Origin of the sequence: Cupriavidus gilardii (genome assembly GCF_017598945.1) — a bacterium.
GTDB lineage: Bacteria > Pseudomonadota > Gammaproteobacteria > Burkholderiales > Burkholderiaceae > Cupriavidus > Cupriavidus gilardii_E.
Genome location: NZ_JAGFTW010000054.1, coordinates 34,404 through 59,708, shown reverse-complemented (window position 1 = coordinate 59,708; position 25,305 = coordinate 34,404). Strand labels below are relative to the sequence as shown.

Annotated in this window: 20 protein-coding genes; 15 read left to right on the top strand and 5 right to left on the bottom strand. The window is 69.2% G+C overall.

The window, feature by feature from the left end; genetic code table 11:
• Positions 1–279: 279 nt before the first annotated feature.
• Complete coding sequence (locus J5T34_RS19950) at positions 280–1,260, bottom strand: SDR family oxidoreductase (RefSeq protein WP_208582252.1); 981 nt, start codon at positions 1,258–1,260, stop codon at positions 280–282.
• A 102-nt stretch (positions 1,261–1,362) separates the two neighbouring features.
• Complete coding sequence (locus tag J5T34_RS19945) at positions 1,363–2,250, bottom strand: LysR family transcriptional regulator (RefSeq protein ID WP_174109096.1); 888 nt, start codon at positions 2,248–2,250, stop codon at positions 1,363–1,365.
• Between the two features lie 129 nt (positions 2,251–2,379).
• Between J5T34_RS19945 and J5T34_RS19940 the strand changes: the two genes are divergently transcribed.
• The 6 genes from J5T34_RS19940 to J5T34_RS19915 all read left to right on the top strand — a co-directional run bounded on the left by J5T34_RS19940 (position 2,380) and on the right by J5T34_RS19915 (position 10,437).
• Positions 2,380–3,240, top strand: coding sequence for an amidohydrolase family protein (locus J5T34_RS19940; protein ID WP_208582250.1), 861 nt, complete (start codon positions 2,380–2,382; stop codon positions 3,238–3,240).
• Entirely contained in the window at positions 3,237–4,241 is a 1,005-nt protein-coding gene (locus J5T34_RS19935; protein WP_432207689.1) for a tripartite tricarboxylate transporter substrate binding protein, read from the top strand. The genes J5T34_RS19940 and J5T34_RS19935 overlap by 4 nt, the downstream gene beginning before the upstream one ends.
• A 273-nt stretch (positions 4,242–4,514) precedes the next feature.
• Positions 4,515–7,712 (top strand): autotransporter outer membrane beta-barrel domain-containing protein, encoded by a 3,198-nt coding sequence (locus tag J5T34_RS19930; protein WP_208582248.1) that lies wholly within the window; start codon positions 4,515–4,517, stop codon positions 7,710–7,712.
• A gap of 163 nt (positions 7,713–7,875) precedes the next feature.
• Entirely contained in the window at positions 7,876–8,193 is a 318-nt protein-coding gene (locus tag J5T34_RS19925) for a YkgJ family cysteine cluster protein (protein ID WP_208582246.1), read from the top strand.
• Between the two features lie 102 nt (positions 8,194–8,295).
• Positions 8,296–9,222: a LysR family transcriptional regulator gene (locus J5T34_RS19920; protein WP_208582244.1), complete on the top strand. Its 927-nt coding sequence runs from the start codon at positions 8,296–8,298 to the stop codon at positions 9,220–9,222.
• Between the two features lie 201 nt (positions 9,223–9,423).
• Positions 9,424–10,437 (top strand): tripartite tricarboxylate transporter substrate-binding protein, encoded by a 1,014-nt coding sequence (locus J5T34_RS19915; RefSeq protein ID WP_208582242.1) that lies wholly within the window; start codon positions 9,424–9,426, stop codon positions 10,435–10,437.
• A gap of 61 nt (positions 10,438–10,498) precedes the next feature.
• Here J5T34_RS19915 and J5T34_RS19910 read toward each other — a convergent pair whose 3' ends face one another.
• Positions 10,499–10,948: a nuclear transport factor 2 family protein gene (locus tag J5T34_RS19910; protein WP_208582240.1), complete on the bottom strand. Its 450-nt coding sequence runs from the start codon at positions 10,946–10,948 to the stop codon at positions 10,499–10,501.
• A gap of 318 nt (positions 10,949–11,266) precedes the next feature.
• Here J5T34_RS19910 and J5T34_RS19905 point away from each other — a divergent pair, with 318 nt between their 5' ends.
• Entirely contained in the window at positions 11,267–14,179 is a 2,913-nt protein-coding gene (locus tag J5T34_RS19905) for an EAL domain-containing protein (RefSeq protein ID WP_208582239.1), read from the top strand.
• 5 nt (positions 14,180–14,184) lie between these two features.
• Here J5T34_RS19905 and J5T34_RS19900 read toward each other — a convergent pair whose 3' ends face one another.
• Positions 14,185–15,390, bottom strand: coding sequence for an acyl-CoA dehydrogenase family protein (locus tag J5T34_RS19900; protein WP_208582237.1), 1,206 nt, complete (start codon positions 15,388–15,390; stop codon positions 14,185–14,187).
• Positions 15,391–15,595: 205 nt separating this feature from the next.
• Between J5T34_RS19900 and J5T34_RS19895 the strand changes: the two genes are divergently transcribed.
• From J5T34_RS19895 to J5T34_RS19875, 5 genes are all read left to right on the top strand, one after another.
• Positions 15,596–16,705, top strand: a complete 1,110-nt coding sequence (locus J5T34_RS19895) for an LLM class flavin-dependent oxidoreductase (RefSeq protein WP_208582235.1) — start codon at positions 15,596–15,598, stop codon at positions 16,703–16,705.
• An 83-nt stretch (positions 16,706–16,788) separates the two neighbouring features.
• Complete coding sequence (locus J5T34_RS19890; RefSeq protein WP_208582233.1) at positions 16,789–17,817, top strand: ABC transporter substrate-binding protein; 1,029 nt, start codon at positions 16,789–16,791, stop codon at positions 17,815–17,817.
• A gap of 3 nt (positions 17,818–17,820) precedes the next feature.
• Positions 17,821–18,912 (top strand): ABC transporter permease, encoded by a 1,092-nt coding sequence (locus J5T34_RS19885; protein WP_208582231.1) that lies wholly within the window; start codon positions 17,821–17,823, stop codon positions 18,910–18,912.
• Positions 18,906–19,775, top strand: coding sequence for an ABC transporter ATP-binding protein (locus J5T34_RS19880; RefSeq protein WP_208582229.1), 870 nt, complete (start codon positions 18,906–18,908; stop codon positions 19,773–19,775). The genes J5T34_RS19885 and J5T34_RS19880 overlap by 7 nt, the downstream gene beginning before the upstream one ends.
• 49 nt (positions 19,776–19,824) lie before the next feature.
• Positions 19,825–21,012 (top strand): c-type cytochrome, encoded by a 1,188-nt coding sequence (locus J5T34_RS19875; protein WP_208582227.1) that lies wholly within the window; start codon positions 19,825–19,827, stop codon positions 21,010–21,012.
• Positions 21,013–21,045: 33 nt separating this feature from the next.
• On the opposite strand, the gene J5T34_RS19870 is transcribed toward J5T34_RS19875, so the two are convergent.
• On the bottom strand, positions 21,046–21,933 hold the full coding sequence (locus tag J5T34_RS19870; RefSeq protein ID WP_208582224.1) for a LysR family transcriptional regulator: 888 nt from the start codon (positions 21,931–21,933) through the stop codon (positions 21,046–21,048).
• A gap of 121 nt (positions 21,934–22,054) precedes the next feature.
• On the opposite strand from J5T34_RS19870, the gene J5T34_RS19865 reads away from it, so the two are divergent.
• From J5T34_RS19865 to J5T34_RS19855, 3 genes are read left to right on the top strand one after another with little or no spacing between them, the layout of a single operon-like run.
• Positions 22,055–23,056, top strand: a complete 1,002-nt coding sequence (locus J5T34_RS19865; protein ID WP_208582222.1) for an ornithine cyclodeaminase family protein — start codon at positions 22,055–22,057, stop codon at positions 23,054–23,056.
• A complete protein-coding gene (locus J5T34_RS19860; RefSeq protein WP_208582213.1) occupies positions 23,053–23,892 on the top strand; it encodes a phosphate/phosphite/phosphonate ABC transporter substrate-binding protein in 840 nt (279 codons plus the stop codon). Before J5T34_RS19865 ends, J5T34_RS19860 begins: the two co-directional genes overlap by 4 nt.
• Before the next feature lie 18 nt (positions 23,893–23,910).
• Complete coding sequence (locus J5T34_RS19855; protein ID WP_208582212.1) at positions 23,911–24,912, top strand: tripartite tricarboxylate transporter substrate binding protein; 1,002 nt, start codon at positions 23,911–23,913, stop codon at positions 24,910–24,912.
• Positions 24,913–25,305: the final 393 nt, after the last annotated feature.

Genomic DNA, 25,305 nt, shown 5'->3' with positions numbered 1-25,305 from the left:
GAAGGGGCGGGGGCGGGGGCGTCGTGTGAAAAGGAGTCGATCGGATCGTATGGGCTACCGTCAGGGGCGGACATGAGGAGAGGACTGCAAGAAATGGAGATCGCGCGAACGCGTGTTTATTGGATCTTGTGGTGAACCGCACGCAGGGCTCTGCGGCGCCGCTGGCGCGCCCCGGACAGGTCCGGGACGGGCGGTTTCGGCGTTATTGTGAAGCAAAACGCGCGGTCGTGCGGCGGCGCAGCATGACGGCACCGGCACGCAAAGGGCGGCCGGGCCGTCCTAGCCGGACTGGCGCCGCCACAGCGCCCAGATACCCAGGGCCAGCAGCCCGGCGCCGATCAGGCCCGCCTGGGTGGCGTGCGAGCCCTCCGCCCGGTTTCGCCAGCCGCCGTCCACCGCCATATAACCCTCGGTCGGATCGAACAGATTGCCGTCGGTGCGCGGCGCAGGGTCGGCGCGGTCCAGGTAGCGCCGCGCCAGCTGCTGGGAAAAGCGCCGCGTCAGGCCGGGCGCGACGAGATTGCCGAGGCGCGACAGCCACGCCACGCTGCCGATGGTGGTGGCCTGGCGATGCGGTCGCGCGGCTGCCTGCACGATGGCCCGCGCGATGGTGCGCGTATCGACCAGCGGGCGGGGCGGCCGGATCGTCTTGCCGGTGTAGTTCGCGCAATGCCGGAAGGCCGGCGTATCGGCCACTGCGGGGAAGATGTCGCAGACGTGGATGCCGGGGAAGGGCAGCAGCTCGGCGCGCAGCGCCTCGCTGAAGCCGCGCAGCCCGTATTTGCTGGCGGTGTAGGACACGCCATAGGCCGACGGCGACCACGCGTTCATCGACAGCACATTGATCAGCGTGCCGTGCCCCTCGCGCTTGAAGTAGGGCAGCACCGCGTGCGCGCCGTACAGGTAGGCCATCAGATTGGTGCGCAGGACGCGCTCGTGCGCATGCACCGGCGTCTGCTCCAGCAGCCCGACCGCCCCCACGCCGGCGTTGTTGACCCAGACATCGATGCGGCCGTCGCCGGTATCCGCGGCCAGTCGGGCCAGTGCGGCGACGGCCTCGGCGTCGCCGACATCGGTCGGCACCGTCAGCGTATCGGCGCCATGCGCGGCGCAGACATGGGCGGCCTCGCGCAGCGCCGCTTCGCCGCGTGCCGCAAGCACCAGGCGCACGCCAGGGCGCGCAAAGGCTTCGGCGGTGGCGCGGCCGATGCCGCTGGAGGCGCCGGTGATGACGATGGTGACAGGACGGGACGGGCGCATGGTCGCTCCTTCGCGGATCGGCAATCGTGACGGCTGACGATGCAAACGCCATGCCACGGCGCCGTCGGCACGCCGCCGTGCCGATCCCGCCGTGTACGTACCCTACGCCGGCCCCATCTCCAGGCTCGCGAACAGATCGGCCAGCGTCGGCACCGAGCGCGCCGGCCAGATCGCCGACAGGTCGAAGGTCGGCAGCGCATCGCCGTCGCGTACCTCGCAAAAGCGCACGCCGCGGAAGTTCAACGAACGGATCCAGCTGGGCAGCAACGCCACGCCGCAGCCGCCGGCGACGCAGGCCAGCACGGTCAACGTCCGGTTGGCCTCCTGGGCGACGTGGGCCTCGTGGCCGGCCTTGCGCATCGCATCGAGGATGCCGGCATGGAAGGCCGGCAGTTGCGCCTGCGGATACAGCACCAGGCCGGCCTCGGCGATCTGCGCCAGCGAGACCTTGCCATCCGCGCCGGGCTCCAGTTCATCGGGGATCGCGGCAACCAGCCGATCGCGCAGCAGAGGGCGCTCGCGCATGCGGCCGCCGACCGCCACCGGTGTGTGCATCAGGCCGAGATCGATGGCGCCGGTGCGCAGCGCCTCGGCCTGCTCGGCATTGCTCATCTCGCGCAGGATCACGCGGACACCCGGGGCGCGCCGGCGCAATTCGCGCAGCGCGCGCGGCAGCGTATCGAACAGCGCCGAGGACACCAGGCCGATGGTCAACTGCCCGGCGCTGCCGCGGCCGATCTCCTGCGCTCGCCGGGCCGCCGCGTCGATGCGTTCGACGCTGGTGCGCACATCGTCGAGGATCGCCAGCGCCGCCGCGGTCGGCTGCGCGCCGCGGCGCGAGCGCTCGAACAGCCGGACGCCCAGATCCTTCTCCATGCGGGCCAGCGCGGTGCTCAGCGCGGGCTGTGCGATGCCCAGCCAGTCGGCGGCACGGCTGACGCTGCCGTGATCGATCACGGCCAGGAAGTAGCGCAGGTGGCGAGTTTCCATATCGAAACGGTATGAATAAACAGCATCGGGATAATGGAAAACTATACCCGCGCTCCCTAGAATCCGTCCCAACTTCCGCTTTATTCCGTTTCATTCGGTGCCCAGCCATTTCCCGTCCGGAGTCGTGCCTTGTCCCAGTCCTCGCCATCCGCGCCGCCACCGTTGATCACAGCGGCCGTCGATTCGCACGCCCACGTGTTCGAGCGCGGCCTGGCGCTGGCGGCGAACCGGCGCTACCGGCCGGACCACGACGCGCTGCTCGGCGATTACCTGTCGCAACTCGACGCGCATGGGTTGAGCCACGGCGTGCTGGTCCAGCCGAGCTTTCTTGGCACCGACAACCGCTATCTGCTGGCCGCGCTGCTGGCTCGGCCGGCGCGGCTGCGCGGCGTGGCCGTGGTGGACCCCGCGATCGGCGATGCGGAGCTGGACGCGATGGCCGCCGCCGGCGTGGTCGGCATCCGGCTGAATCTGATCGGCCTGCCGGCGCCGGCGCTCGGCTCGGCGCCGTGGCGCGGTCTGCTCGAGCGGGTCAACGCGCGAGGCTGGCACGTCGAGCTGCATCTGCCCGCGGCGCGGCTGCAGGAAGTCATGCCGACACTGCTGGCGGCCGGCTGCCGCATCGTCGTCGATCATTTCGGCCGGCCCGATCCGGCCCTCGGCGCGGCCGACCCCGGCTTTCGCGATCTGCTGCGCCAGGCCGACAGCGGCCGGGTCTGGGTCAAGCTGTCCGGCGCCTATCGCAACTGGTCCGATGCGCAGTGCGCGCAGGCGGGGCGGCGCGCGGCGCAACAGTTGCTGGAAGCCTTCACTGCCCGGCGCCTGCTGTGGGGCAGCGACTGGCCCCATACCCAACATCCGCACGTGGCCTACGGGGCGACCCGGCAATGGCTCGACGACTGGATCGACGATGCCGCCCAGCGCCGGCAGTTGCTTGGCGATACCGCGCTGACCCTATTCCAATTCGAGTTCCAAGGAGACTTCGCATGATGCTGCCTGACCTGTTCCACACGCTGTCGCGCCGTGCCGGCGCCTGCCTGCTCGCTGCCTCGGCGCTGCTGATGGCCGGGGCAGCTGCGCCCGCCGCCGCGGCTTACCCCGAGCGCCCCGTGACGCTGGTCGTCACCTATCCGCCCGGCGGCACCGTCGACGTGGTCGCGCGCCTGCTGGCGCCGAAGCTGTCGACGCTGCTCGGCCAGCCGGTCGTCATCGACAACCGCGGCGGCGCCGGCGGCATGATCGGCGGCGCCTATGTGGCGCGCGCCAAGCCGGACGGCTACACGCTGATGCTCGATGCCTCGAACCACGCACAGAATCCGGCGCTGCACAGCCGCATGCAGTTCGACACGCTGAAGGATTTCGCGCCGGTGTCGCTGCTGCTGCGCGTGCCCAATGCGCTGGTGGTCACGCCCTCGTATCCGGTCAAGACGGTGGCCGACCTGATCAAGCTGGGTCAGGCCAATGCCGGCAAGCCGGTCTACTTCGCGTCCGCCGGCAACGGCTCGGCGCAGCATCTGGCGGGCGAACTGTTCAATCTGATGGCGAACACGCGGCTCGAACATGTCGCCTACAAGGGCGGCGGTCCGGCGATGGTCGACGTGATGGCCGGCCAGGTGCCGGTGATGTTCGCCAGCATGGGTTCGGCCTGGCAGCACATCAAGAACGGCAAGCTGCGTGCGGTGGCCGTCGGCGGCGCCAGGCGTTCGAAGGCCGCGCCTGAACTGCCGACGATCGCGGAGGCGGGCGTGCCGGGCTACGAAAGCTATGAGTGGAACGCGGTGTTCGCGCCGGCCGGCACGCCGCCGGCGATCGTCGAGCAGGTGTCCCGCGCGCTGGCGCAGGTGCTGAAGGATCCGGTGGTGGCCGAGCAGCTCGCCGGCTTCGGCGCCGAGACCGTCGGCTCGACGCCGGCCGAGCTCGATGCGTTCCGGCGCGCCGAGATCGCCAAGTGGAAGAAGGTCGCGGCGCAGGCGAAATTGAGCCTCGATTGAAGTCGAGCGTCTCGCTGCGGCGGCATGCGGACCGGCATGCGGACCGGCGTGCGGACCGGCGTGCGGACCGGCGTGCGTCGACAGCGAGACGCGGTTGGTGACGGCAGCGCCGCAGATCAAAAGTTCGCAGGAAAAAACCGCTCACCCTGTGCGCCCGACAGTCGCAGAATAGACCGCCATGCAGGCGGGCCCCACGCATACCTTCAACGAAAGGTTGCGGCATCGATCGATAGACGGTCCGCCGGCATGTTGGTCGATACCGGGGAGACTGTCATGCGCACAACCTGTTGTCTGCAAGCGGGGGTGCGTCCCCCGTGCCCGTCGTCCACGCGGCGCGGCAAATCACTGGCAAGGCACTGCATCGGCCTGGCGGCACTGAGCGCCATCGGCGCACAGGCGCAGACGCCGATCGGTCCGGGTCTCATCACCAATTCGGTCATGCTCGACGCGCAGGACGCGATCGTGGCCAGCGGTACCACGATCGACGTGCCTGCCACGCCCGGTGCCGGCTGGGCGCTGGTTGCCAGAAACGGCAGCCGCGTGGTCTTCGATACTTCGCAAGGGCCCATTCAACTGTCGACGCGAACCGCTCAGGGGCAGGCCCTGCGCGTCGAACAGAACGCGGTCGTCGAGACGGCACCGGGCGCCTCCCCGTCGGGCGGTTTGACGATCCGCACCAGCGCGAACGGCGAGTATGGCGTCGGCGTGTTCAGCGGCGGCCGCGTTGCGTTGTCCGGTGCCACGATCGCCACCGCCGGCGCAGCGGCGGGCGATCTGCGCGCGCATGGCGTGTTCGTTCAGGGCACCGGCAGCACCGCGGCGCTGACCGGCGGTTCGATCACCACCACCGGTGACGGGACAGGCGCGATGGCCGTCGGCGGCGGTGCGCTGACGCTGACCGACGTTGCGGTCGCAGCGCGGCAGGCCGGGGCCAATCGCAGCTTCGGCATCAACGCGCAGTCCGGCGCCGGGATCACGGTGAACGGCGGATCGATCGTCACCGAGGGGCCGGCCAGCAGCGCGGTGCGGGCCTCGGGGATGGCGGGGCCGGGATCGCGCATCGCCTTGGCCGATACCAGCGTGGCGACCGCCGGCAACAACGCGCACGGCGCATTGGCAACCAGTGGCGGGGCGCGTATCGACGCACGGCGAGTGGCAGTCGATATCGCCGGCGACGATGCCGCCGGCTGGTTCGCGGCCTTCACCGGGCGCCTTGCCGCGACGGACAGCACGGTGGCTACCCGCGGCGCCAACGGCTACGGCGCTGATGCACGGGCGAGTGGCGGCATCGCGCTATTGCGTGGTGCGGTGACGACCGCCGGTGAGCGAGCGGCTGGTCTGTTCGTCGGCGACACCGACACCACGCTGAGCGCCACCGAGGTCGCCGTCTCGACTGCCGGTGCCGACGCGCCGGGCGCCGCGGTGTTTGGCGCCGGTGCCTTGGCGATGGCGCGCGGCAGCGTGCGTACCGCCGGCGATGGCAGCCACGGCGTCAGCGCCATCGATGCCGGATCGACCGCATCGATCGACGGCACGACGGTCGGCACCGAAGGCGGCGGTGCCCATGCCTTCGCGGTGTACCAGGGCGCCACGTTGACCGGAACCGGCGTCAATGCCGAGGCAACTGGCGCCGATGCTTCGGCGCTGTTTCTGACCGGGCTGGCGGGAACGCATTCGCGCGCCGTCTTCACCGGTGGCAGCCGCCTGTCGAGCGTGTCCGGGCCGGCGATCGCCGTGGCGGGCGGCACCGCGACCGTGGGTCTGGCCGATGCCACCGTCACCGGCGGCACGCTGTGGCTGCGGGTCGGCCCGAACGATGCCTTCTCCGCGGCGGCGCGCCGTGTCCTCCAGCCTTCGGGCCCGCAGGGCGAAAACGAAGCGCCATCGAACCCGGTGGCGACCGAGCGCGATCTCGCGATGGCGACCGCTACCGCGATCGTCAGCACCGGCACGGAGCCCGGCTTCGGCACCATTGCTGCGAGCAACAGCCGGATCACCGGTGCGGCGCTGACCGAGCCGGGCAGCGTGTCGGACGTGACGTTGCGGCAGGGCACGCACTGGAACATGACCGGCAATTCCAACCTGACGCGCCTGACGGTGGATGCCAGCCAGGTCGTGTTCGCCCCGCCCGTCGGGGGCACCTTCAAGACGCTGACGGTGCAGCAATACACCGGCGTCGGCGGCCTGATCGCGCTGAACACGCGGCTGGATGGCGACGATTCCCCGTCGGACAAGCTGGTCGTGCAGGGCAGTGCCGGCGGGCAATCGCGGCTTCGCATCGTCAATGCCGGCGGCGCGGGCGCCCTGACCAGCGCGAACGGTATCCAGGTGGTCGAGGCGGCCAGCGGCGCCACCACCACGACCGACGCCTTCGCGCTGGACGGACGCGTGGTCGCCGGCGCCTACGAGTATCGCCTGTTCCGCGGCAGCGTCGATCCGTCGTCGCCGCAGTCGTGGTATCTGCGCTCGGAGCGGCAACCGACGCCGCCCGGACCGCCGCAGCCGCCGCAGCCGCTGTTCCGGCCCGAAGCGGCGGCTTACCTGGCCAATCGGCGAGCCGCCGGCGAGATGTTCGTGCACAGCTTGCACGACCGTCTTGGCGAGCCGCAATTCGTCGAGGCGCAGGGCTTCGCGCCGGCCAGCCAGCAGCCGCGTTCAGGCTGGCTGCGCATGCTCGGCAAGTGGGAGGGCAGCCATAGCCGCGACGGCAACTTCCAGGTCGATACCGATACCTTTCTGCTGCAGGGCGGCGCCGAACTGGCGAAGTGGTCGCTGTTCGGCGCAGCCGACCGCGTGCACCTCGGCGTGATGGGCAGCTATCTGGCGGCAACCACCGATGCGCAGGCGGCAGGCAATCCGGCACGCGCGCGCGGCAAGGTGGACGGCTTCAGCGCCGGGGTCTATGGCACCTGGTACCAGAACGATGACAACAAGCTCGGGGCTTATGTCGATACCTGGTTCCAGTACGGCTGGTTCGACCAGCGTGTCGAGGGGGCGGGGCTGCCGGCCGTGAAGTACGACGCGCATGGACTCGCGGTATCGGGCGAGCTCGGCTATGCCATTCCGCTGCGCGCCGACTGGGTGATCGAGCCGCAGGCGCAGCTGATCTACGTGGACTATCGGCAGGACGACATCGCCGAGGCCAACGGCACCCGGATCGCGGGCGGCGATTCGGATGGCCCGATCACGCGCCTCGGCGTGCGGCTGCATCGCACCTTCGTCCACGGCGACACGCGCCGGATCCAGCCCTATCTGACGCTGAACTGGTGGCACGCCGACACCGATCGCCGCATGACCTTCGACCGGGTGACCGTCGGCGATCTCTATCCCGAGAACCGCTACGAGGCCAAGCTCGGCGTCAATGCGCAGCTCGACAAGCGCTGGACCGGCTGGGCCAATCTGGCGGGCACGTGGGGCGAGCAGAGCTACCACCAGTACGTGGTGCGGGTGGGGGTGAAATACACGTGGTGAGGCGCGTGCGGGGGCGAGCGGCGCCAGGGCTTGTACCGTCCGGCCCTCTCCCCATCCCTCTCCCGCCAGCGGGAGAGGGAGCCGCGATGCCGGCCGCGCTGCTATATTTGCCGCCGTTTTGCCGTTTTGCCGTTTTGCCGTTTTGCCGAATCGCTGAACGCCGATGTCCGAACCATGCCTGAGCTGTGGCGCCTGCTGCGCCCATTTCCGTGTGTCGTTCTACTGGGCCGAGTCCGACGCCCATCCCGCCGGCACCGTCCCCCATGCCTTGACGGTGCCCATCACCCCCCATCTGGTCGCCATGCGCGGCACCGACACGCGCCGCCCGCGCTGCGTCGCCCTCAGCGGCGAAGTCGGCAGCGCCGTGTCCTGCACGATCTACCCGCAACGCGCTTCCCCATGCCGCGAGTTCAGCGCGGGCACCGACGCATGCAATCGTGCACGGGAGAAGCACGGGCTGGCGCCTTTGGTGCTGTCGTAAGGGACATTAGGGCGCGGCGTGGGAATTGCCTCCAGCCGAGAAACGGCGCGCTATGATTTGCCCCCTGACGAGCCGTTAGCGGTGCCAAGGAGCAAGCCCACGATGCGGGACCTGGATTTGACCAGCCTGCGCCTGTTTGTCGCGGTCTGCGAGACGCGGAACATGGCGCGGGCCGGGGAGCAGCAGCATATCGTCGCGTCGGCGATCAGCAAGCGGCTGGCGCAACTGGAGGATACGGTCGGCGCGCAGTTGCTGGAACGGCGGCGGCGCGGCGTGATTCCGACTCCTGCCGGAGAGATTCTGCTCGAGCATGCGCGGGCGATGCTGGCCGCGGCCGATCGGGTCGCGCGCGATATGGCGGACTATGGCTCCGGCATCAAGGGGCAGGTCCGGCTGCTGGCCACGGTCTCGTCGATGGCGGAGTCGCTGCCCGACGACATTGCCGGCTTCCTGCAGCAGCCGGAGCATCGCGACATCCGCGTCTCGGTCGAGGAAGCCGTGAGCCGGGAAGTGGTGCGCGCGGTGCGGGAGGGATCGGCGCCGCTGGGCATCTGCTGGGATGCCGCCGATCTGGAAGGGCTGGCGACGCGGCCCTATCGCGCCGACCATCTGGCCGCGGTGGTACATGCTTCCCATCCGCTTGCACAGGCAAAGGAATGCACGTTCGCCGATACGCTGGACTTCGATCATATCGGCCTGCCCGCGCAGACGGCGGTGCACACCATGCTGGCCCGGCACGCTGCGATCGTGGGGCGGCCGGTGACCTATCGGGCGGTGGTGTCGACGTTCGATGCGTCGCTGCGCTGCGTGCGCGCCGGGCTGGGTCTGGCGATCGTGCCGCGCGAGGTCGTCGAACCGGTCGCCGCCACGCTGGACGTCCGCGTGGTGCCGCTGGCCGATGGCTGGGCGCACCGGCGCTTCGCCATCTGCTTCCGCGACGAGCAGAGCCTGTCGCCGGCCGCGCGCATGCTGGTGGCGCATCTCGAGCAGATGGCCGCGGCGGACGGGCAGGGCGCGCCGCCGGGCTGATTTGTCCGAGGGACGGTCTCCGAACGAGCCGCCGCAACGAACCACCGTGGCCGGGCATACCAACGATCCGCATAAACCCGGCTTCCGCTGACGCGTACGATGGCTTAAGCAATGGCAGATGGCGCCGAAGCGGTCGGTTGGCCGACACTACGGCGATTTCGAGCCCTGGGCACGCAGGGCATTACATCCGGAGACATCGCCATGGCTGTTCGTATTGCGTCCACCCGTTCCCATCGACCGTTGGCTTCCCTGCATCTGGCTGTCGCGGCGCTCGGCCTGCTCGCCGCTGCCGGGGCGCAGGCGGCCGACGCCTTCCCGCATAAACCGATCGCGCTGGTGGTGCCGTTCTCGGCCGGCGGTCCGACCGACGTGGTCGCGCGCAGCCTGGGCCAGGCCATGTCCAGACACCTGGGCCAAAGCGTCGTGGTCGAGAACCGCACCGGCGCGGGCGGGACCATTGCGCCGGCCTATGTGGCGCGCGCCGAGCCCGACGGCTACACGCTGCTGATCCACCACAACGGCATGGCCACCGCGCCGGCGCTGTACCGCAAGCTGTCGTACGACCCGCTGAAGGACTTCGAGTACATCGGCCAGGTCGCCGACGTGCCGATGACGCTGCTGGGCAAGAAGGACCTGCCGCCCAACAACACCGCCGAACTGGTCCGCTACGTGCAGCAGAACGAGGCCAGGATCAATCTGGCCAACGCCGGCCTCGGCGCGGTCTCGCAGTTGTGCGGGCTGCTGTTCGAGCAGGCCACCAACGTCAAGCTGAACGTGATTCCGTTCCAGGGCACGGCGCCGGCAATGACCGCGCTGCTGGGCGGTCAGGTCGATGTGCTGTGCGACCAGACCACCGCCACGCTGCCGCAGATCGCCGCCAACAAGGTCAAGCTGTACGGGGTCACCACGCCGCAGCGGATTCGCGCGTTGCCCAATGCGCCGACCTTGCAGGAAGGCGGGCTCAAGGGCTTCGAGATGAAGGTGTGGCACGGCGTGTACGCGCCCAAGGGCACGCCGGCGCCGGTGGTGGCGCGCCTGACCGCCGCGCTGCAGGCGGCGCTGAAGGACCCGGCGGTGGTCAAGCGCCTGGACGAACTGGGCGCGGAGATCGTGCCGCCGGCCAAGCAGACGCCGGACGGGCTGAAGTCCTGGCTCAAGGCCGAAAGCGACAAGTGGCAGCCGATGCTGCGCAAGGCCGGCGCCTTCGCCGACTGAGCGGCCGGTACCGGCGGCACCGGCCGGCATCGGTCGGTTACCGAGGCCAGGCGCCGCCGGGTCAATCCCGCGGCGCCTTGCCCGTCAGCGTTGCGCGGGCAGCGCCCAGGCGCTCGCCCATCGCGGCGCCCAGCGCCTGCAGCCCGCTCAGCGGGCGCACCATCACCTCGAACTCCTCGATCCGGCCTTCCTCGTCGAAGCGCAGCATGTCGATGCCCTTGAGCGCCTTGCCGTCGACCTCGGCGCTGAATTCGAGCACCACGCTGCTGCCATCGCTGCTGGCGAAGGTGCGGTGATAGCGGAAGTTCTGGAACACCGTATTGACGGTCTTGAGCACCAGCTTGATCGCGTCCCGGCCGGGGTAGGGCGTATGCGCGACCGGCGAGCGAAACACGATCCGGTCCGACAGCAGCGGATCCAGTTCCTCCATCGCATTGCGCTCCAGCAACTGATGCCAGGTCGCCAGGGTGCGGCGCGCGGCGTCGGACAAGGGTTGGTCGTCGATTTCCATCTGGCTCTCCTCTTCTGTCGGGAATGCGGCTCGGCGCCCGGCCGTGCGGCGATATGCAACGGGTTGCAATGAGAGTAGCAGTGCGCGCATCGGTATGCAACCAGTTGCATAGGGTTTGCTGGCTCCAGCCGCCGAGCGCATGACAGCCGCTGTCCGTCCCATCGCGGCCGTCTCAACGTCGACGCTACCCGAGTGTCGGACTGCGGTGGATAGCAGGGGGCAGCGCAGGTGCGCTACAGTGCCGCCCAATAGCCATGGCATCCGGCACCGTCATTCGACGACGCGCCCTCGTTCGCCATGCCGACACCCTCACGACTCATGACTGCTCGCGTCGCGCCAGGCCGGCATCAAGCGCCATCGGACGATGGCGCGCACCCCTTCGCGCTGTTTCGCGGCGATCGCGGCGCCGCCGCCCTCGAGGCCCTGCTGAACGGCCTGCCCCATCCGGTGCTGGTCAAGGATCGCGCCCATCGCTGGCTGCTGCTGAACGACCAGATGTGCGAGCTGATGGGCCACAGCCGCGACACGCTGCTGGGCTGCACCGACCACGACTTCCTGCCGAGGGAACAGGCCGACGGCTACTGGGCGGTCGACGACGAGGTGTTCGACACCGGCGAGGAGCGCGAGGTCGAGGAAAGCCTGACCGCCGCCGACGGCAGCACGCGCGTGCTGTCCACCCGCAAGCGCCGCGTCATGCTGACTGGGCCCGACGGGGCCCCGCTGCCGGTCGTGATCGCCTCGATCGTCGATATCACCAATATCCGCCGCGCCCAGAGCGCGCTGCGCGAAAGCGAGGAGCACTACCGCCATTCGGTCGAACTGAATCCCCAGGTGCCGTGGACCGCCGACGCACAAGGTCTGGTGTCGGAAGCGGGGCCGCGGTGGGAGGAGCTGACCGGCAGATCGGTGGAGCAGGGCAAGGGCACCGGCTGGGCCGAGCAGGTCCACCCGCACGATCTCGAAGAAACGCTGCGGCGCTGGCGCACCAGCGTCGACAGCGGTGCGCCGTTCGACAAGACCTTTCGCTTGCGGATGCGCACCGGCGAATACCGCTGGTTCCGTTCGCGTGCCGCCCCGCGCCGGGACGGCGAGGGCCGCGTGATGCGGTGGTACGGCACGCTGGAGGACATCGACGACCGCATGCGGGTCGAGGCAGCGCTGCGCGAGAGCGAACGATTCAGCCGCAGCATCCTGGAGAACAGTCCCAACTGCATCCGCGTGCTCGACCTGGATGGACGCGTGCTGTACGCGAATGCGACCGCCTATCGCCTGCTCGAGATCGACGAGGACGAACCGGTGCTCGGCGAGCGCTGGATCGATCTGCTGCCGCCAGCCTGCCGCGCCGACGCCGGCCAAGCGCTGGACGCCGCGCGCGCGGGCGGCATCGGCAGCTTCACGATTCGCCGCCATACCCGCAGCGGCGCCGTCCAGTGGCTCGATACGGTGACCGCGTCCATCCCCGGCGAGCAAGGCCGGCCGGCGCGCCTGCTGGCCATCTCGCTCGATGCCACCGAGGCGCGCCAGGCGCGGGAGGCGGCGGACCGCGCGCAACGCGAGGCGCAGCAGCTGGCGCAACGGCTGTCCACGGTGCTGGAGAGCACCATGGACAGCGTGATCGTGATCGACCGCGACTGGCGCCTGACCTACTTCAACGGCAACGCCGCGCGCGCGTTGCAGGAGCGCGGACCGGCGATCGGCCGCAGCCTGTGGGACATGTTCCCCGAGGAAGCCGACGGCGTATTTGCGCGGCACTACCGGCGCGCGCTGGACGAACAGGTGCCGGTGGCCTTCGAGGAATATCTGCCGCCGCTGGCGATCTGGCTCGAGGTGCACGCCTATCCGACGACCGACGGGCTGTCGATCTTCTTCCGCAACATCACCGAGCGCCGCCGCGCCGAACAGGAGCGCCTGGCCGCGCAGCAGCGGCTGGCCTATCTGAGCCGCCACGACGCGCTGACAGGCACGCCGAACCGCGTCGCGCTGCGCGAGCATCTCGAACAACTGCTGCGGCGGGAGCGCCGCCGCATCGCCTTGCACTGCGTCGATCTGAGCGGCTTCAAGGGCGTCAAGGATACCTTCGGCCATGCGGTCGGCGATGCCGTGCTGCGTCAGGTTGCCGAGCGGCTGCGCACCTGCCTGAGCGAGGCCGATACCATCGCGCGGCTGGGCAGCGACGAATTCGTCGTGGTGCAGACACCGGTGGCCGAGGGCGAGCAGGCGGCGGGGCTGGCGCGCCGCCTCCAGGCCTGCCTGTCCGAGCCGTTCACCGTCGACGGACATACCGTCACGATTGGCGCGAGTGTCGGCATCGCGGTCGCGCCGGAACACGGCGATCAGCCCGACGACCTGCTGCGTGCCGCCGATATCGCGCTCGATTACGCCAAGCGCGAGGGGACCGGGGCCGTGCTCGCCTTCCACGCCGACATGGATGCGCAGCTGCGCGCCCGCGTGGCGATCAAGCGCGACCTGCACCAGGCGCTGGCCGAGGGACAGTTGCTGCTGCACTATCAACCGGTCTATGACCTGCGCTCGGGCGAGATCCGCTGCTTCGAGGCGCTGCTGCGCTGGCAGCATCCCGAGCGCGGCATGATCCCGCCCGCGGAATTCGTACCGATGGCCGAGGAAACCGGCCTGATCGTGCCGATCGGCGCATGGGTCTTGCGCGAGGCGAGCCGGCAGGCCGCGGCGTGGCCCGCGGCCGTGGCGGTGGCCGTCAACCTGTCGCCGCTGCAGTTCCGCGATCCCGCGCTGGTCGACACCGTGCGGCACGCGCTGCAGGAGGCGGGGCTGTCGCCCGCGCGCCTGCAGCTGGAGATCACCGAATCGGTGCTGCTGCAGGAGAGCCAGTCGAACCGGTCGACCCTGCAGGCGCTGCGCGACATCGGCCTGCGCATCGCGATGGACGACTTCGGCACCGGCTATTCGTCGCTGGGCTATTTGCGCAGTTTTGCCTTCGACAAGATCAAGCTCGATCGCTGCTTCGTCACCGACGTGCGCGGCAACGACGAGGCGCGTGCGATCCTGCATGCGGTGGCCAGCCTCGGCGCGGCGTTCAGGCTCGTCACCACCGCCGAGGGTATCGAGACCGCGAGCCAGCTGGCCGCGGTGCGCGAGGAAGGCTATGACGAGGGGCAGGGCTATCTGTTCAGTCCGCCCGTGCCCGCAGAGCAGGCACTTCGATTGATCGAGCGCGGCGCCAGCGAGCATATCGCGAGGCGACCGGCTTCATGAGGACCTCACGCCAGCGCATGCCGGCCCGCGGCGATCAGGATCGCATCGTCCTGCGGCGTATGGACGCGGCTGCAGAGCACGTCACGGTAATGGCGCTCCAGCGGGTTGTTGCGGCTCAGTCCATGATTGCCGGCCAGTTGCAGCGCCAGCTCGACCGCGCGGATCGCATTGCCGGTCACGGTGAATTTCAATAGCCCGCTGTCGCCGAATGATGGCGGCTGGCCGGCATCGATGCGCCTGGTCGCGTCGTCGAGCAACGCCCGATTTGTCTGCAACAACGCGGCGATTTCGCCGATGGTCTGCTGCACACGGGGCAGCGTAGCGAGCGGCGCGCCCAGGCTTGCCGGCGCACGGGTCCGTACGAAATCGCGAATCCAGTCGAAGCCCGTGCGCGCGACGGCATCGTAGAGGCTGCCGAGCAGCACCACCATCCATGCCTGCTGATCGGCATTCGCGTCGGTATCGGCCTGGCTGGCGCCCGCCGGCGCCCATTGCTCGGGCGGCCGAATGTCGACGGCGAACTCCGGCGGGATCCACACATCGTCCAGCACCGTCTCGTGGCTGCCAGAAGCGCGCAGCCCGAGGTGATTCCAGTTCTCGATCACGCGAATGCCGCGTGCCGGATCGACCGGCCCCGGCACCAGGAACACGCCGACGCGCGGCTGCGGCTCGTCGGTGCGCGCCCAGACAGCGAGCCAGCGCAGGGCCGGGATGCCGGTGCAATAGAGCTTGCGCCCATGCAGGCGCCAGCCGTCCGCGGTGCGCGTGGCCACCGTGCCCGGCAGTCCGCCACGCGAAGGCGAACCCAGTTCGGGCTCGACGCGCAGCGCATTGATCAACGCGCCCTCGGACACCGCGCTGTCGAACACCAGTTGCGCGACCGCTTGCGGCCAATGGCGGTCGTCGCGCGCGATGGCGCGGTGCTGCAGATAGGTCATCGTCAGCACCAGCGCGGTGGCGGCATCGCCGGCGGCCACCGCTGCGACGATGCGGCGCGCCTGCGTGAGGTTCGCACCGCCGCCGCCGAAGGACTGCGGCACGACCTGCGCAATCAGGCCGTAGCGATGCAGCAGCGCGAAATTGTCGTGCGCAAAGCTGCCGTCGGCATCGTGCCGCGCGGCGGAGGCGGCAAGGGTCGCACGCAAGGTGTCGAGCGTGTCATCGAGGCGCGGCTCGCTGCTCGGCAGCCGGCGTAATGCGGAAGAGGGCATGGAGATGTTCCTGTGCGGATTCGAATCGGCGCCTAGCGTAACGCCGCAATGCCCCGTCGATGAACGATGCAAATCGAATATGGAGTGTCGTTTTTATTCGTTCAGCCGGCCGGGCCTTTGACGTACGTTTGTCGCCATTGCGCACGACCATTGCGCACGACCATCGCACCCATCGCGCCGCCGTGACGGCGACACAGGAGAACCCATGAGCGTCGACATCATCGGCATGATCCAGAGCCAGAAGCAATCCGAGATCCATCCGGCCAGCGGGCCCGTCGTCGATCGCGACTATGTGCGGGCCTTCGCGCAGGCGCACGAGCAGGCCGGCTTCGATCGCATCCTGGTGCCGCATCATTCCACCGGGCCGTCGGCCACGCTGACGATCGCGTATGCGGCCGCGGTGACCGAGCGGATCCACTTCATGCTGGCGCATCGGCCTGGCTTCACCGCGCCGACGCTGGCCGCACGGCAGATCGCGACGCTGGATCAGTTCAGCGGCGGCCGGCTGGGCGTGCATTTTATTTCCGGCGGCTCGGACGACGAGCAGAAGCGCGATGGCGACTATCTGGACCACGACGAACGTTATGCGCGCACCGACGAGTATCTCGGCATCCTGCGCCGCATCTGGACCGAGCCGGCGCCCTTCGATCACGAGGGCCGCTACTACCGTTTCCAGCGCGGCTTCTCCGAAGTCAAGCCGGCCCAGCAGCCGCATGTGCCGATCTACTTCGGCGGGGCCTCGGCGCCGGCGATCGAGGTCGCCGGCAAGCACGCCGACGTCTACGCGCTGTGGGGCGAATCGCTGGATCAGGTCCGCGAGCTGACCGCGCGGGTACGGGCCGAAGCCGCGCGGCACGGCCGCGAGATCCGCTTCTCGGTGTCGTTCCGTCCCGTGCTGGCGGACACCGAACAGAAGGCGTGGGAACGGGCCGACCGCATTCTCGAGCGCACCCGCGCGCTGCGCGTGCAGCAGGGCTTCAGCCGCGGCGGGCCCCAGCAGAGCGAGGGCGCGCGCCGCCTGCTCGCCGCCGCGGAGCAGGGCGATCGCGTCGATACCCGGCTGTGGACCGCGATCGCACGCGAGACCGGAGGACGGTCGAACTCGACCGGTCTGGTCGGCACGCCCGAACAGGTCGCGCACGCGCTGCTCGACTACTACGACCTTGGCGTCACCACCTTCCTGATCCGCGGCTTCGATCCGCTCGACGATGCGATCGACTACGGCCGCGAGCTGATTCCGCGCCTGCGCGCGCTGGTGGCCGAACGCGATGCGCGGCGGCAGCAACAACAACCGGGGCAGCTGCAAGCGGCATGAGCCCGGTCGCCGCGCCGGCAACACGCATTCGGATATATCGAGATCAAACCAACAACACCTCGAACCACGGGAGCCGTATCACCATGAGCCAACTCGAATCCTCCGCCGATGCCACGCCCACCGTCCAGCGGCGGCGCGACGTGCTGCGCCTGGCCGGCGCCGCGGCCCTTGCCGCCCCGGCGCTGATGCTGGGCCGGCGCGCCTGGTCCGCGCCGCGCAAGCTGACCTTTGCCTGGAACCAGAACTCGTTCTGCCTGACGCCGATCGTGGTGGCGCAGGAGAAGGGCTTCTTCGAGAAGAACGGCCTGCAGGTCGATCTGATCAATTACAGCGGTTCGACCGATCAGCTGCTCGAATCGATCGCCACCGGCAAGGCGGACGCCGCGGTCGGCATGATCCACCGCTGGCTCAAGCCGCTGGAGGCCGGGTTCGACGTCAAGATCATCGGCAGCTCGCACGGCGGCTGCGTGCGGCTGGTCGGCGCGAAGGCAGCCGGCGTGACCAACCTCCAGGCGCTGAAGGGCAAGACGGTCGGCGTCAGCGATCTGGCCGCGCCGGGCAAGCACTTCTTCACGATCCTGCTGGCCAAGAACGGCATCGATCCGGACAAGGACGTGACGTGGCGCCAGTATCCGGCAGACCTGCTCGGCGTGGCGGTCGACAAGGGCGAGATCCAGGCGATCGCCGATGGCGATCCGAATCTCTATCTGCTGGAGAAGCGCACCAACGGCGCCTATGTCGAACTGGCGACCAACCTGACGGGCGAATACGCGCGCAAGGTCTGCTGCGTGGTGGGGGCGCGCGGCGAACTGGTCCGCAACGATCGGCCCGCGGCCTCGGCGCTGGCGCGGTCGATCGTGCAAGCCACCGACTTCGTGCACGAGAACCCGAACGAGGCGGCCAAGGTGTTCGCCAAGTATTCGCCGAAGATTTCGCTGGAGGATCTTCGCAAGCTCTACGCGACGCTGACCTATACCCATCATCCGACCGGCATCGATCTGCGCGATGAGATCGCCTTTTATGCCGAGGATTTCCGCAAGATCGGCGTGATCAAGAAGACCACCGACCCGCAACGCCTGGCACAGCATGTCTATGCCAATGTCCTGGGATAAATCATGAGCACGCATCAACCTGCGTTCGACGCGGCGCGCGATTCCGGGCGGGCAACACGCCGGGACAAGCGCGACGCCATACGGCCTTCCGCGGCCGCCGCTCCCTCTCCGGCAGCCGCGGCGCCGGTGTCGAAGCGATGGCCGATCGGCTACGCCGCGGCGCTCGCATGGGCCGCCTTCGGCCTGCTGACCTGGCGCTGGCCCAACCGCGTCGCCGGATTCAGCGACTGGGCCTATACCGCCGAACTGGGCATCGCCGCGCTGGTCGTGGCAGCGGCGCTCGCGCTGTCCGCGGCGATCGGTCCGCGCTTGTGGGCGCGGCACCGCGGCTGGGCGGCGCTGCGCGGCGCCGGGCCTTGGCTGATCGCCGTGCCGCTGGTACTGGCCGCCTGGGAATATCTGACCGCCAAGACCGCGACACTGCCGACGCCGTTCTTCGCGCCGCCGCAGGCGCTGATCGAGGTCTATCTCGACGACTGGCGCAGGCTCGGCGACAGCGCGCTCAATACGCTCAAGCTGCTCGGCTTCGGTGTCGCGCACGGCGCGGTGGTGGGCTTTCTGATCGGCGTATCGATCGGGTGGTCGCGCCGGATCGGCTATTGGGTGCATCCGGTGCTGCGCGTGCTGGGGCCCTTGCCGTCGACCGCGCTGCTGCCGCTGACCTTCTACTTCTTTCCGTCGAGCTATTCGGCCGCGGTGTTCCTGATCGCGCTGGCCACCGCGTTTCCGGTCGCGGTGCTGACGTGGTCGGGGGTGGCCAGCGTCGACAAGCGCTACTACGACGTGGCGCGCACGATGGGCGCGTCGGGCTGGTTCCTGGTGCTGCGCGTGGCGATTCCCGCGGCGTTGCCGCAGGTGTTCGTCGGCCTGTTCATGGGACTGGGCGCGTCGTTCTCGGTGCTGGTCACCGCAGAGATGATGGGCGTCAAGTCGGGTCTGGGCTGGTATCTGACCTGGGCCCAGGGCTGGGCGTCGTACGTCAATATGTACGCGGCGCTGATCGTGATGGCGCTGCTGTTTTCCGGGGTCATTACGCTGCTGTTCGCGCTGCGCGATCGGGCACTGTCGTGGCAGAAGGGGACGGTCAAATGGTAAACGCGGCGGTTGCGGACAGGGCCGAAACGATAGCGGCGCCGGCATCGGGGGCCGGGCGTCATCACGAAAAGAACGACGGGACGGGCGGGGTCATCCAAGGGGAGGGTGCGGGGGCGCGCATCGAAGTGCGGCAGGTCAGCCATTGGTTCGGCGAGGGCGAGACGCGGCTGCAGGTGCTGGACCGGGTGGACCTGAAGGTCGAGCCGGGCGAATTCGTCGCGCTGCTGGGGCCGAGCGGCTGCGGCAAATCGACGCTGCTGCGGCTGGTCGCGGGCCTCGATGCGCCGGTGCAAGGGCAGATCCTGCAGGACGGCGCGACGATCGCGGAGCCGGATCCGTCCCGCATCGTCGTGTTCCAGGACCCGACGCTGTTTCCGTGGCGACGCGTCTGGGACAACGTGGCGCTGGGCCTGCAGGCGCGCGGACTGCTGGGCCGCGAACACCATCGGGTCGACGCCGCGCTCGAACGGGTGGGCCTGAAGGACTTTGCGGGGGCCTTCCCGCATCAGCTGTCCGGCGGCATGGCGCAGCGCGTGGCGCTGGCCCGCGCGCTGGTCAACGACCCGCGCCTGCTGGTCCTCGACGAGCCGCTCGGCAAACTCGACTCGCTGACGCGGCTTGCGATGCAGAGCGAGCTGGTCGGGCTGTGGCAGCGCGCCGGCTTCTCGGCCCTGCTCGTCACGCACGACGTCGAGGAGGCATTGTTCCTGGCGCAGCGGGTCATCGTGTTCAGCGACCGGCCGGCGCGCATCCGCGCCGAGATCGAGGTCGATCTGCCATATCCGCGCCACCGCGGCGATCCTCGGCTGACGGAGATGCGGCACGAGGCGCTGCGCCACCTGGGTCTGGACGCGAGCTGGTGATGGGCGCGGGGATGGGGGGAGCGTTCGGGACAGTGGTGCGAGCGGTGCGATGAACGGCGTGGTATTGCCGGCGTGGCTCGATGCGCTGTTGGCCATCGTCGAGCAGGCACAGTCCGTTTTGCTGCGCGGATGGCATTGGCTGGGGCTGACCGGCGAAGCGCATGGACAGCCGGCCTGGCCCTGGAGCCATCGCATCGCCGGCGAAACCCTGCTGATCGATCTCGGCGTGGCCCGGCAGCTGGCGTGGAGCGGGATCGCGGTCGGGTTGGCGCTGACGGCAATACTGCTGGCGCTGGCATGGCGGCGTCGCCGTGCGATGCTGCTGACGATCGCCGCCGCGTGGCTGGTGCTGGCGCCCTGGCCCTCGCCAGCGCTGCTGTTCGTGCGCGCCGCGCCGACGAGCTTTCATGCCAGCCCGACCGGCTTCTCGGTCGAAGCGATCGCGCTCGGCGCACGCGTCTACGGGCAACACTGCGCGGCCTGCCACGGCGAGGACGGACGCGGCGAAGGGCCGCTGGCGGCAACGCTGCCGCGCTGGCCGCCGACGCTGGTCGGCCCGCTGCTCGGGCGCCGCGCCGACGGCGAACTGTTCTGGCATATCGCCGACGGCATGCGCGATGACGAGGGCCGCCTCGTGATGCCGGCCTTCTCCGGGGTACTGCGCGACGACGAGATCTGGGCGGTGCTCGACTACGCCAAGGCGCTCGCGGCCGGCGAGGGCGCGAAGGCCGCAGGCAGCTGGCCGATGGCCGTGCCCGTTCCCGACATGACGATACGCTGCGGCGCCGACACGCCGCGGCGTCTGGCGCAATGGCGCGACGGACAACGGCTGCGGCTGGTGGCCTACGATGGATCGCCGGAACGTATCCCGCTGGAGGATCCGCGTTTCCTGACGCTGCTGGTGACGCCCGACGGCAAGCCACCTGCCTCGGTGCCGCAATTTCGCAGCGACTGCGTGGCGGTGTCCGGGCTCGCCTGGGATGCGGTCGCGCGGCTCGCCGGTGTCCCGTCCTCGCGCCTGGCCGGCACCGCGCTGCTGGCCGATCGCGACGGCTGGCTGCGCGCCCGCGGCACGCCGCAGCAGAAGGGCTGGTCCGATGCCGACCTGCTGTGCGAATCCGGACAGGCCCGCAAGCGCGCAGCGAGCGACAAGCCGGCGCCCGACGGGCTGACCGCGTTGCTGTCGAGGATGGACGCCCAGCCAGTGCGCTTCGTCAAGGGCGGCATCGTTCATTAGCGGCAGGGCCGCACCGGCGCGTGGAAGAGCGCTTCATCGCTTCATCATCGCCACCAGCGTATCGACGAAATCCAGCGCCAGCCGCGACAGCGGCTCGGTCTCGACATGGAAGATCTGCGCCGACGCGGTGATGCGGGTCTTGACCGGCACCGCGACGATGTCCGGCCAGCTCTGCCCGAACACCGTCATCGCGTCGACCAGCGCGACCCCGGCGCCGGCCTGCGCCAGCGCCCGCGCGACGTGGGCCTGTTCCACCTGTACGCGGAAGTCGGGCTGGTCCGCCTCGCCGCCGAACATCTCGCGGATCAGCAGGCCGAACGGCACATCGTCGCTATAGCCGATCAGCGCCTCGCCGGCGAGGTCGGCCGGCCGCACCGCGCTGCGGCCGGCGAGCCGATGGCCCTCGGGCACCAGCGCGACGATCGGATTGCGCGCCAGCACGCGCGCCTCCAGATTCGGATGCGTCAGCGGCATGGTCGACACGCCCAGCTCGGCCTGTCCCGACAGCAGCGCGCGCAGCATATTGGCCGGGATCTGCGTGCGCACCACGATGCGCACCTCGGGATGCGCCTGGCGAAAGCGCGCGATGGCACGCGGCAGCACCGTCTGCCCCAGATTGGGGCTGCACGACACGCGCAGGCTGCCGGTACGGTTCGCCGCCAGGTCCTCGGCAATCTCGTTGACCCGCTCGATGCCTTCGTAGACCGAATTGACCTCGGCCAGCATGCGCCGGGCTTCCGGTGTCGGATAGAGCCGCCCCTTGGTGCGACGGAACAGCGGGAAGCCCAGGCGCTGCTCGGTATGCGACAGCAGGCGGCTGATGGCCGGCTGCGACACGTACAGCAGCTTGGCGGCCGCGCTGATGGAGCCCGTCAGCATCACCGCGCGGAACACTTCGATCTGGCGCAGATTGATTTTCATGACATAACAAGATGTTAAGCGTCACCGATATATAAGCATATGACAGTCATGGCCGCGCTCCCTACACTGATTTCGACGCTTGCACGACGGATTCACGGCGTCCACAACATCAGGAGAGGGAATGAGCGATATCCATCTGACGTACCTCAACGGCAAGGACATCGCGCAGCTGGCGATGACCGACGCGGAGATTCTGGCCGCGGTCGAGCAGGGGCTGGTGGCGCAGGGCAACGGCCAGACCGTGATCGAGCCGCGCATGCATCTGATTCCGGACCCTGCCTTCAACGGGCACTTCAACGTGCTGCGCGGTTATGTCGCGCCGCTCGGACTGGCGGGCGTCAAGATCGTCGGCGACTTCGTCGACAACTACAAACAGGGGCTGCCGTCGGAGATGGCGCTGCTGAATCTGTTCGACCCGCGCACCGGCATGCCGGTCGCCGTGATCGACGCAACCTTCATCACCGATGCCCGCACCGGTGCGCTGACCGCGCTCGGCGCCCGTCATCTGGCGCGACGCAACAGCAAGGTGCTGGGCCACATCGGCGCGCGCGGTACCTCGTACTGGAACATCCGGCTGCTCGACAGCCTGTTCGACTTCGACGAGATCCGCGTGCACTCGCGCCGTCCCGAGAGCCGCAATGCGTTTGCGGCCAGGCTCGAGCGCGACCTCGGCAAGCCGATCGTCGTCACCGAGGAGTGGGAATCGTGCGTGCGCGGCGCCGATATCGTGGTCGAAGCCTCGCGGCTGGAACGGCCCACGCCGCTGCTGAAGACCGAATGGATCGCCAAGGGCGCATTCGTCGTGCCCTACGGCACGATGAGCGCGGTCGAGCTGTCGCTGACCGACGTCATGGACAAGCTGGTGGTCGACGACTGGAGCCAGTGCAAGGGCGGCATGTTCGGCTCGCTGCGCGCGCATGTCGAGGCGGGCAAGCTGTCGGAACAGACGCTGTACGCTGAACTCGGCGAAATCGTGGCCGGCCGCAAGCCCGGACGCCAGCGCGACGACGAGACCAATCTGTTCTGGCATCGCGGCCTGTCGCTCAGCGATATCGCGCTCGGCCACGCCATCATGCAGAAGGCGCAGCGCATGGGCATCGGCCAAAGGCTGGTGTACGCATGATCGCCAATGCACGGATGTATTCGGTGTCTGCGCAGGCAAGCGATGCCTGGCGGACGCTGCTGATGACCGTGGCGCAGCGCGCCGGCGTGGCGCTCGACTATGTCGAGCACGACGCGCCCGCACCGATCCGCGAGCTCTGGGAGCGCGACGACTGCGCCTGCGTGCTGATGTGCGGCTATCCGTTCGCGACCGCGCCGGTGCGCTACCGGCTGCTGGCCGCACCGGTGCCGGACCTGCCGCGCTATGGTGGCTTGCCGCGCTATTTCAGCGAGTTCATCGTGCGGGCCGATGCGTCCTGCACCTCGCTGGCGCAGACGTTCGGCACGCGCCTTGCGTGCATGCTGCCGGAATCGAATTCGGGCTACAACGCGCCGCGCCGCTATCTGATGGAGTTCGGGCTGGTCGATGGCGCGCTGTATCTGCCGACCGATCAGCCCACGCCGACGCCGCACGACGTGATCGACGCCGTCATCGCGGGGCGCGCCGAGGTGGGCGTGGTCGACAGTTATGTGCTGGACCTGTTGCGCCTGCATGCGCCCGAGCGGATGGCCGAATTGCGCACGCTCGCCGTGACGCATGGCGCGCCGATTCCGCCGCTGGTTGCTTCGCCCGGCATCGACGAAGGCATCGCGGAGCGGCTGCGCGTCGCGCTGCTGCGCGCGCATCGCGATCCGGATTGCGCCGATGCGTTCGCCACGCTGCGGCTGTCCCGTTTCGCGGCGGTGGTGCCGGGCGATTACGATCGTCTGGTGCGATGGGCCAATGAGGCCGACCGCGCCGGCATCGCCCTGACCGCTTCGCATCCCGTTGCGCACACGTTCGATCGATTGCTCTGACCACTCGGGGAGATTCACATGACGCGATTGCTTTCCACGATTCTTGGCGCGCTGCTTGCCGCAAGCCTGCCGCTGGGCGCGCTCGCGCAGGGCGGCGGCAGCGGCGGTGGGGGCGCTGCGCAGGGCTTTCCCGCCAAGCCGGTCCGGCTGGTGGTGCCCTTCGCCGCCGGCGGCCCGGCCGATGTGCTGGGGCGCGCGGTGGGCGATGGCCTGTCGAAACGCTGGGGTCAGCCGGTCGTCGTCGAGAACAAGGCCGGCGCGGCCGGCACGATCGGCGTCGATCAGGTCGCCAAGGCCGCGCCCGATGGCTACACGCTGGCCGTGGTGCCGGTCGGCAATATCGCGGTCAATCCCTCGCTGATGCCGAACCTGCCGTACAAGGCCGCGGACCTGATGCCGGTGGCCATGCTGGCCACTGCCGAAAACGTGCTGGTCGTGCATCCCGGCGTCCCGGCGAAGTCGCTGGGCGATCTGCTGAAGCTCGCGCGCCAGCAGCCCGGCAAGCTGACGTTCGCCTCGCCGGGCGCCGGCAGCCAGGCGCATCTGGCCGGGGAACTGCTGCAGCTGGACGCCAACGTCAAGCTGATCCACGTGCCGTACAAGGGCGTCAGCCCCGCAATGACGGACCTCGTCGGCGGCCAGGTCACGATGATGTTCGCGCAGATGTCGGCGGCGCTGCCCTACATCAAGGCCGGCCGGCTGCAGGCGCTCGGCGTGGCAAGCGCAAGGCGCTCGGCCGTGCTGCCCGATGTGCCCACCGTTGCCGAGCAGGGCTTCCCGCAGTTCGAGGCGGTGTCCTGGTACGCGCTGATGGCACCGGCCGGCACGCCGCCCCAGGTGGTCGAGCAACTGAACCGCCAGACCGGCGAGGTGCTGGCCGATCCGGCCCTGAAGACCAGGCTCGCGACGCTCGGCATGGAGATTGGTGGGGGCACGCCGAAGCAGCTTGCAGAGACGATCCAGAAGGAGACGGCACGCTGGGCTGCGGTGATCAGGCAGCGGGGGATTACGGTGGAATGAGGCATTCGAGCGCGGCAAGACATACCGCGCCGGAGCCAGAGGCCCGTCGCAATAGAGGGCGGCGCCCAAAATAGACATGGCCCGCGCGAGGCGGGCCATGGATTGACTAGAGTCATCACCGGCATGTGCATCCGGGAGAGGACAGGTTAGGGCCGTGGGCGGATTGTAGCGTAGTTCGGAAGTATCGTGTACTTCCCGACTGAGGTTGCTGGCAAGACGTTCGATACTCGCTGACCTTATCGCAGTGTCAGGTCACGGGGGGAGTTGTGGAGTGGAGAACGGTCCATGTGGAAGTGCACCACCAAGCGACTACGCCAAATGGCCCAGCTGCGCCGGTCGCAGAATGAAAATTTCTTGGGTATCGCATCTCCCAATGCCATGGTTGAGCGCGTG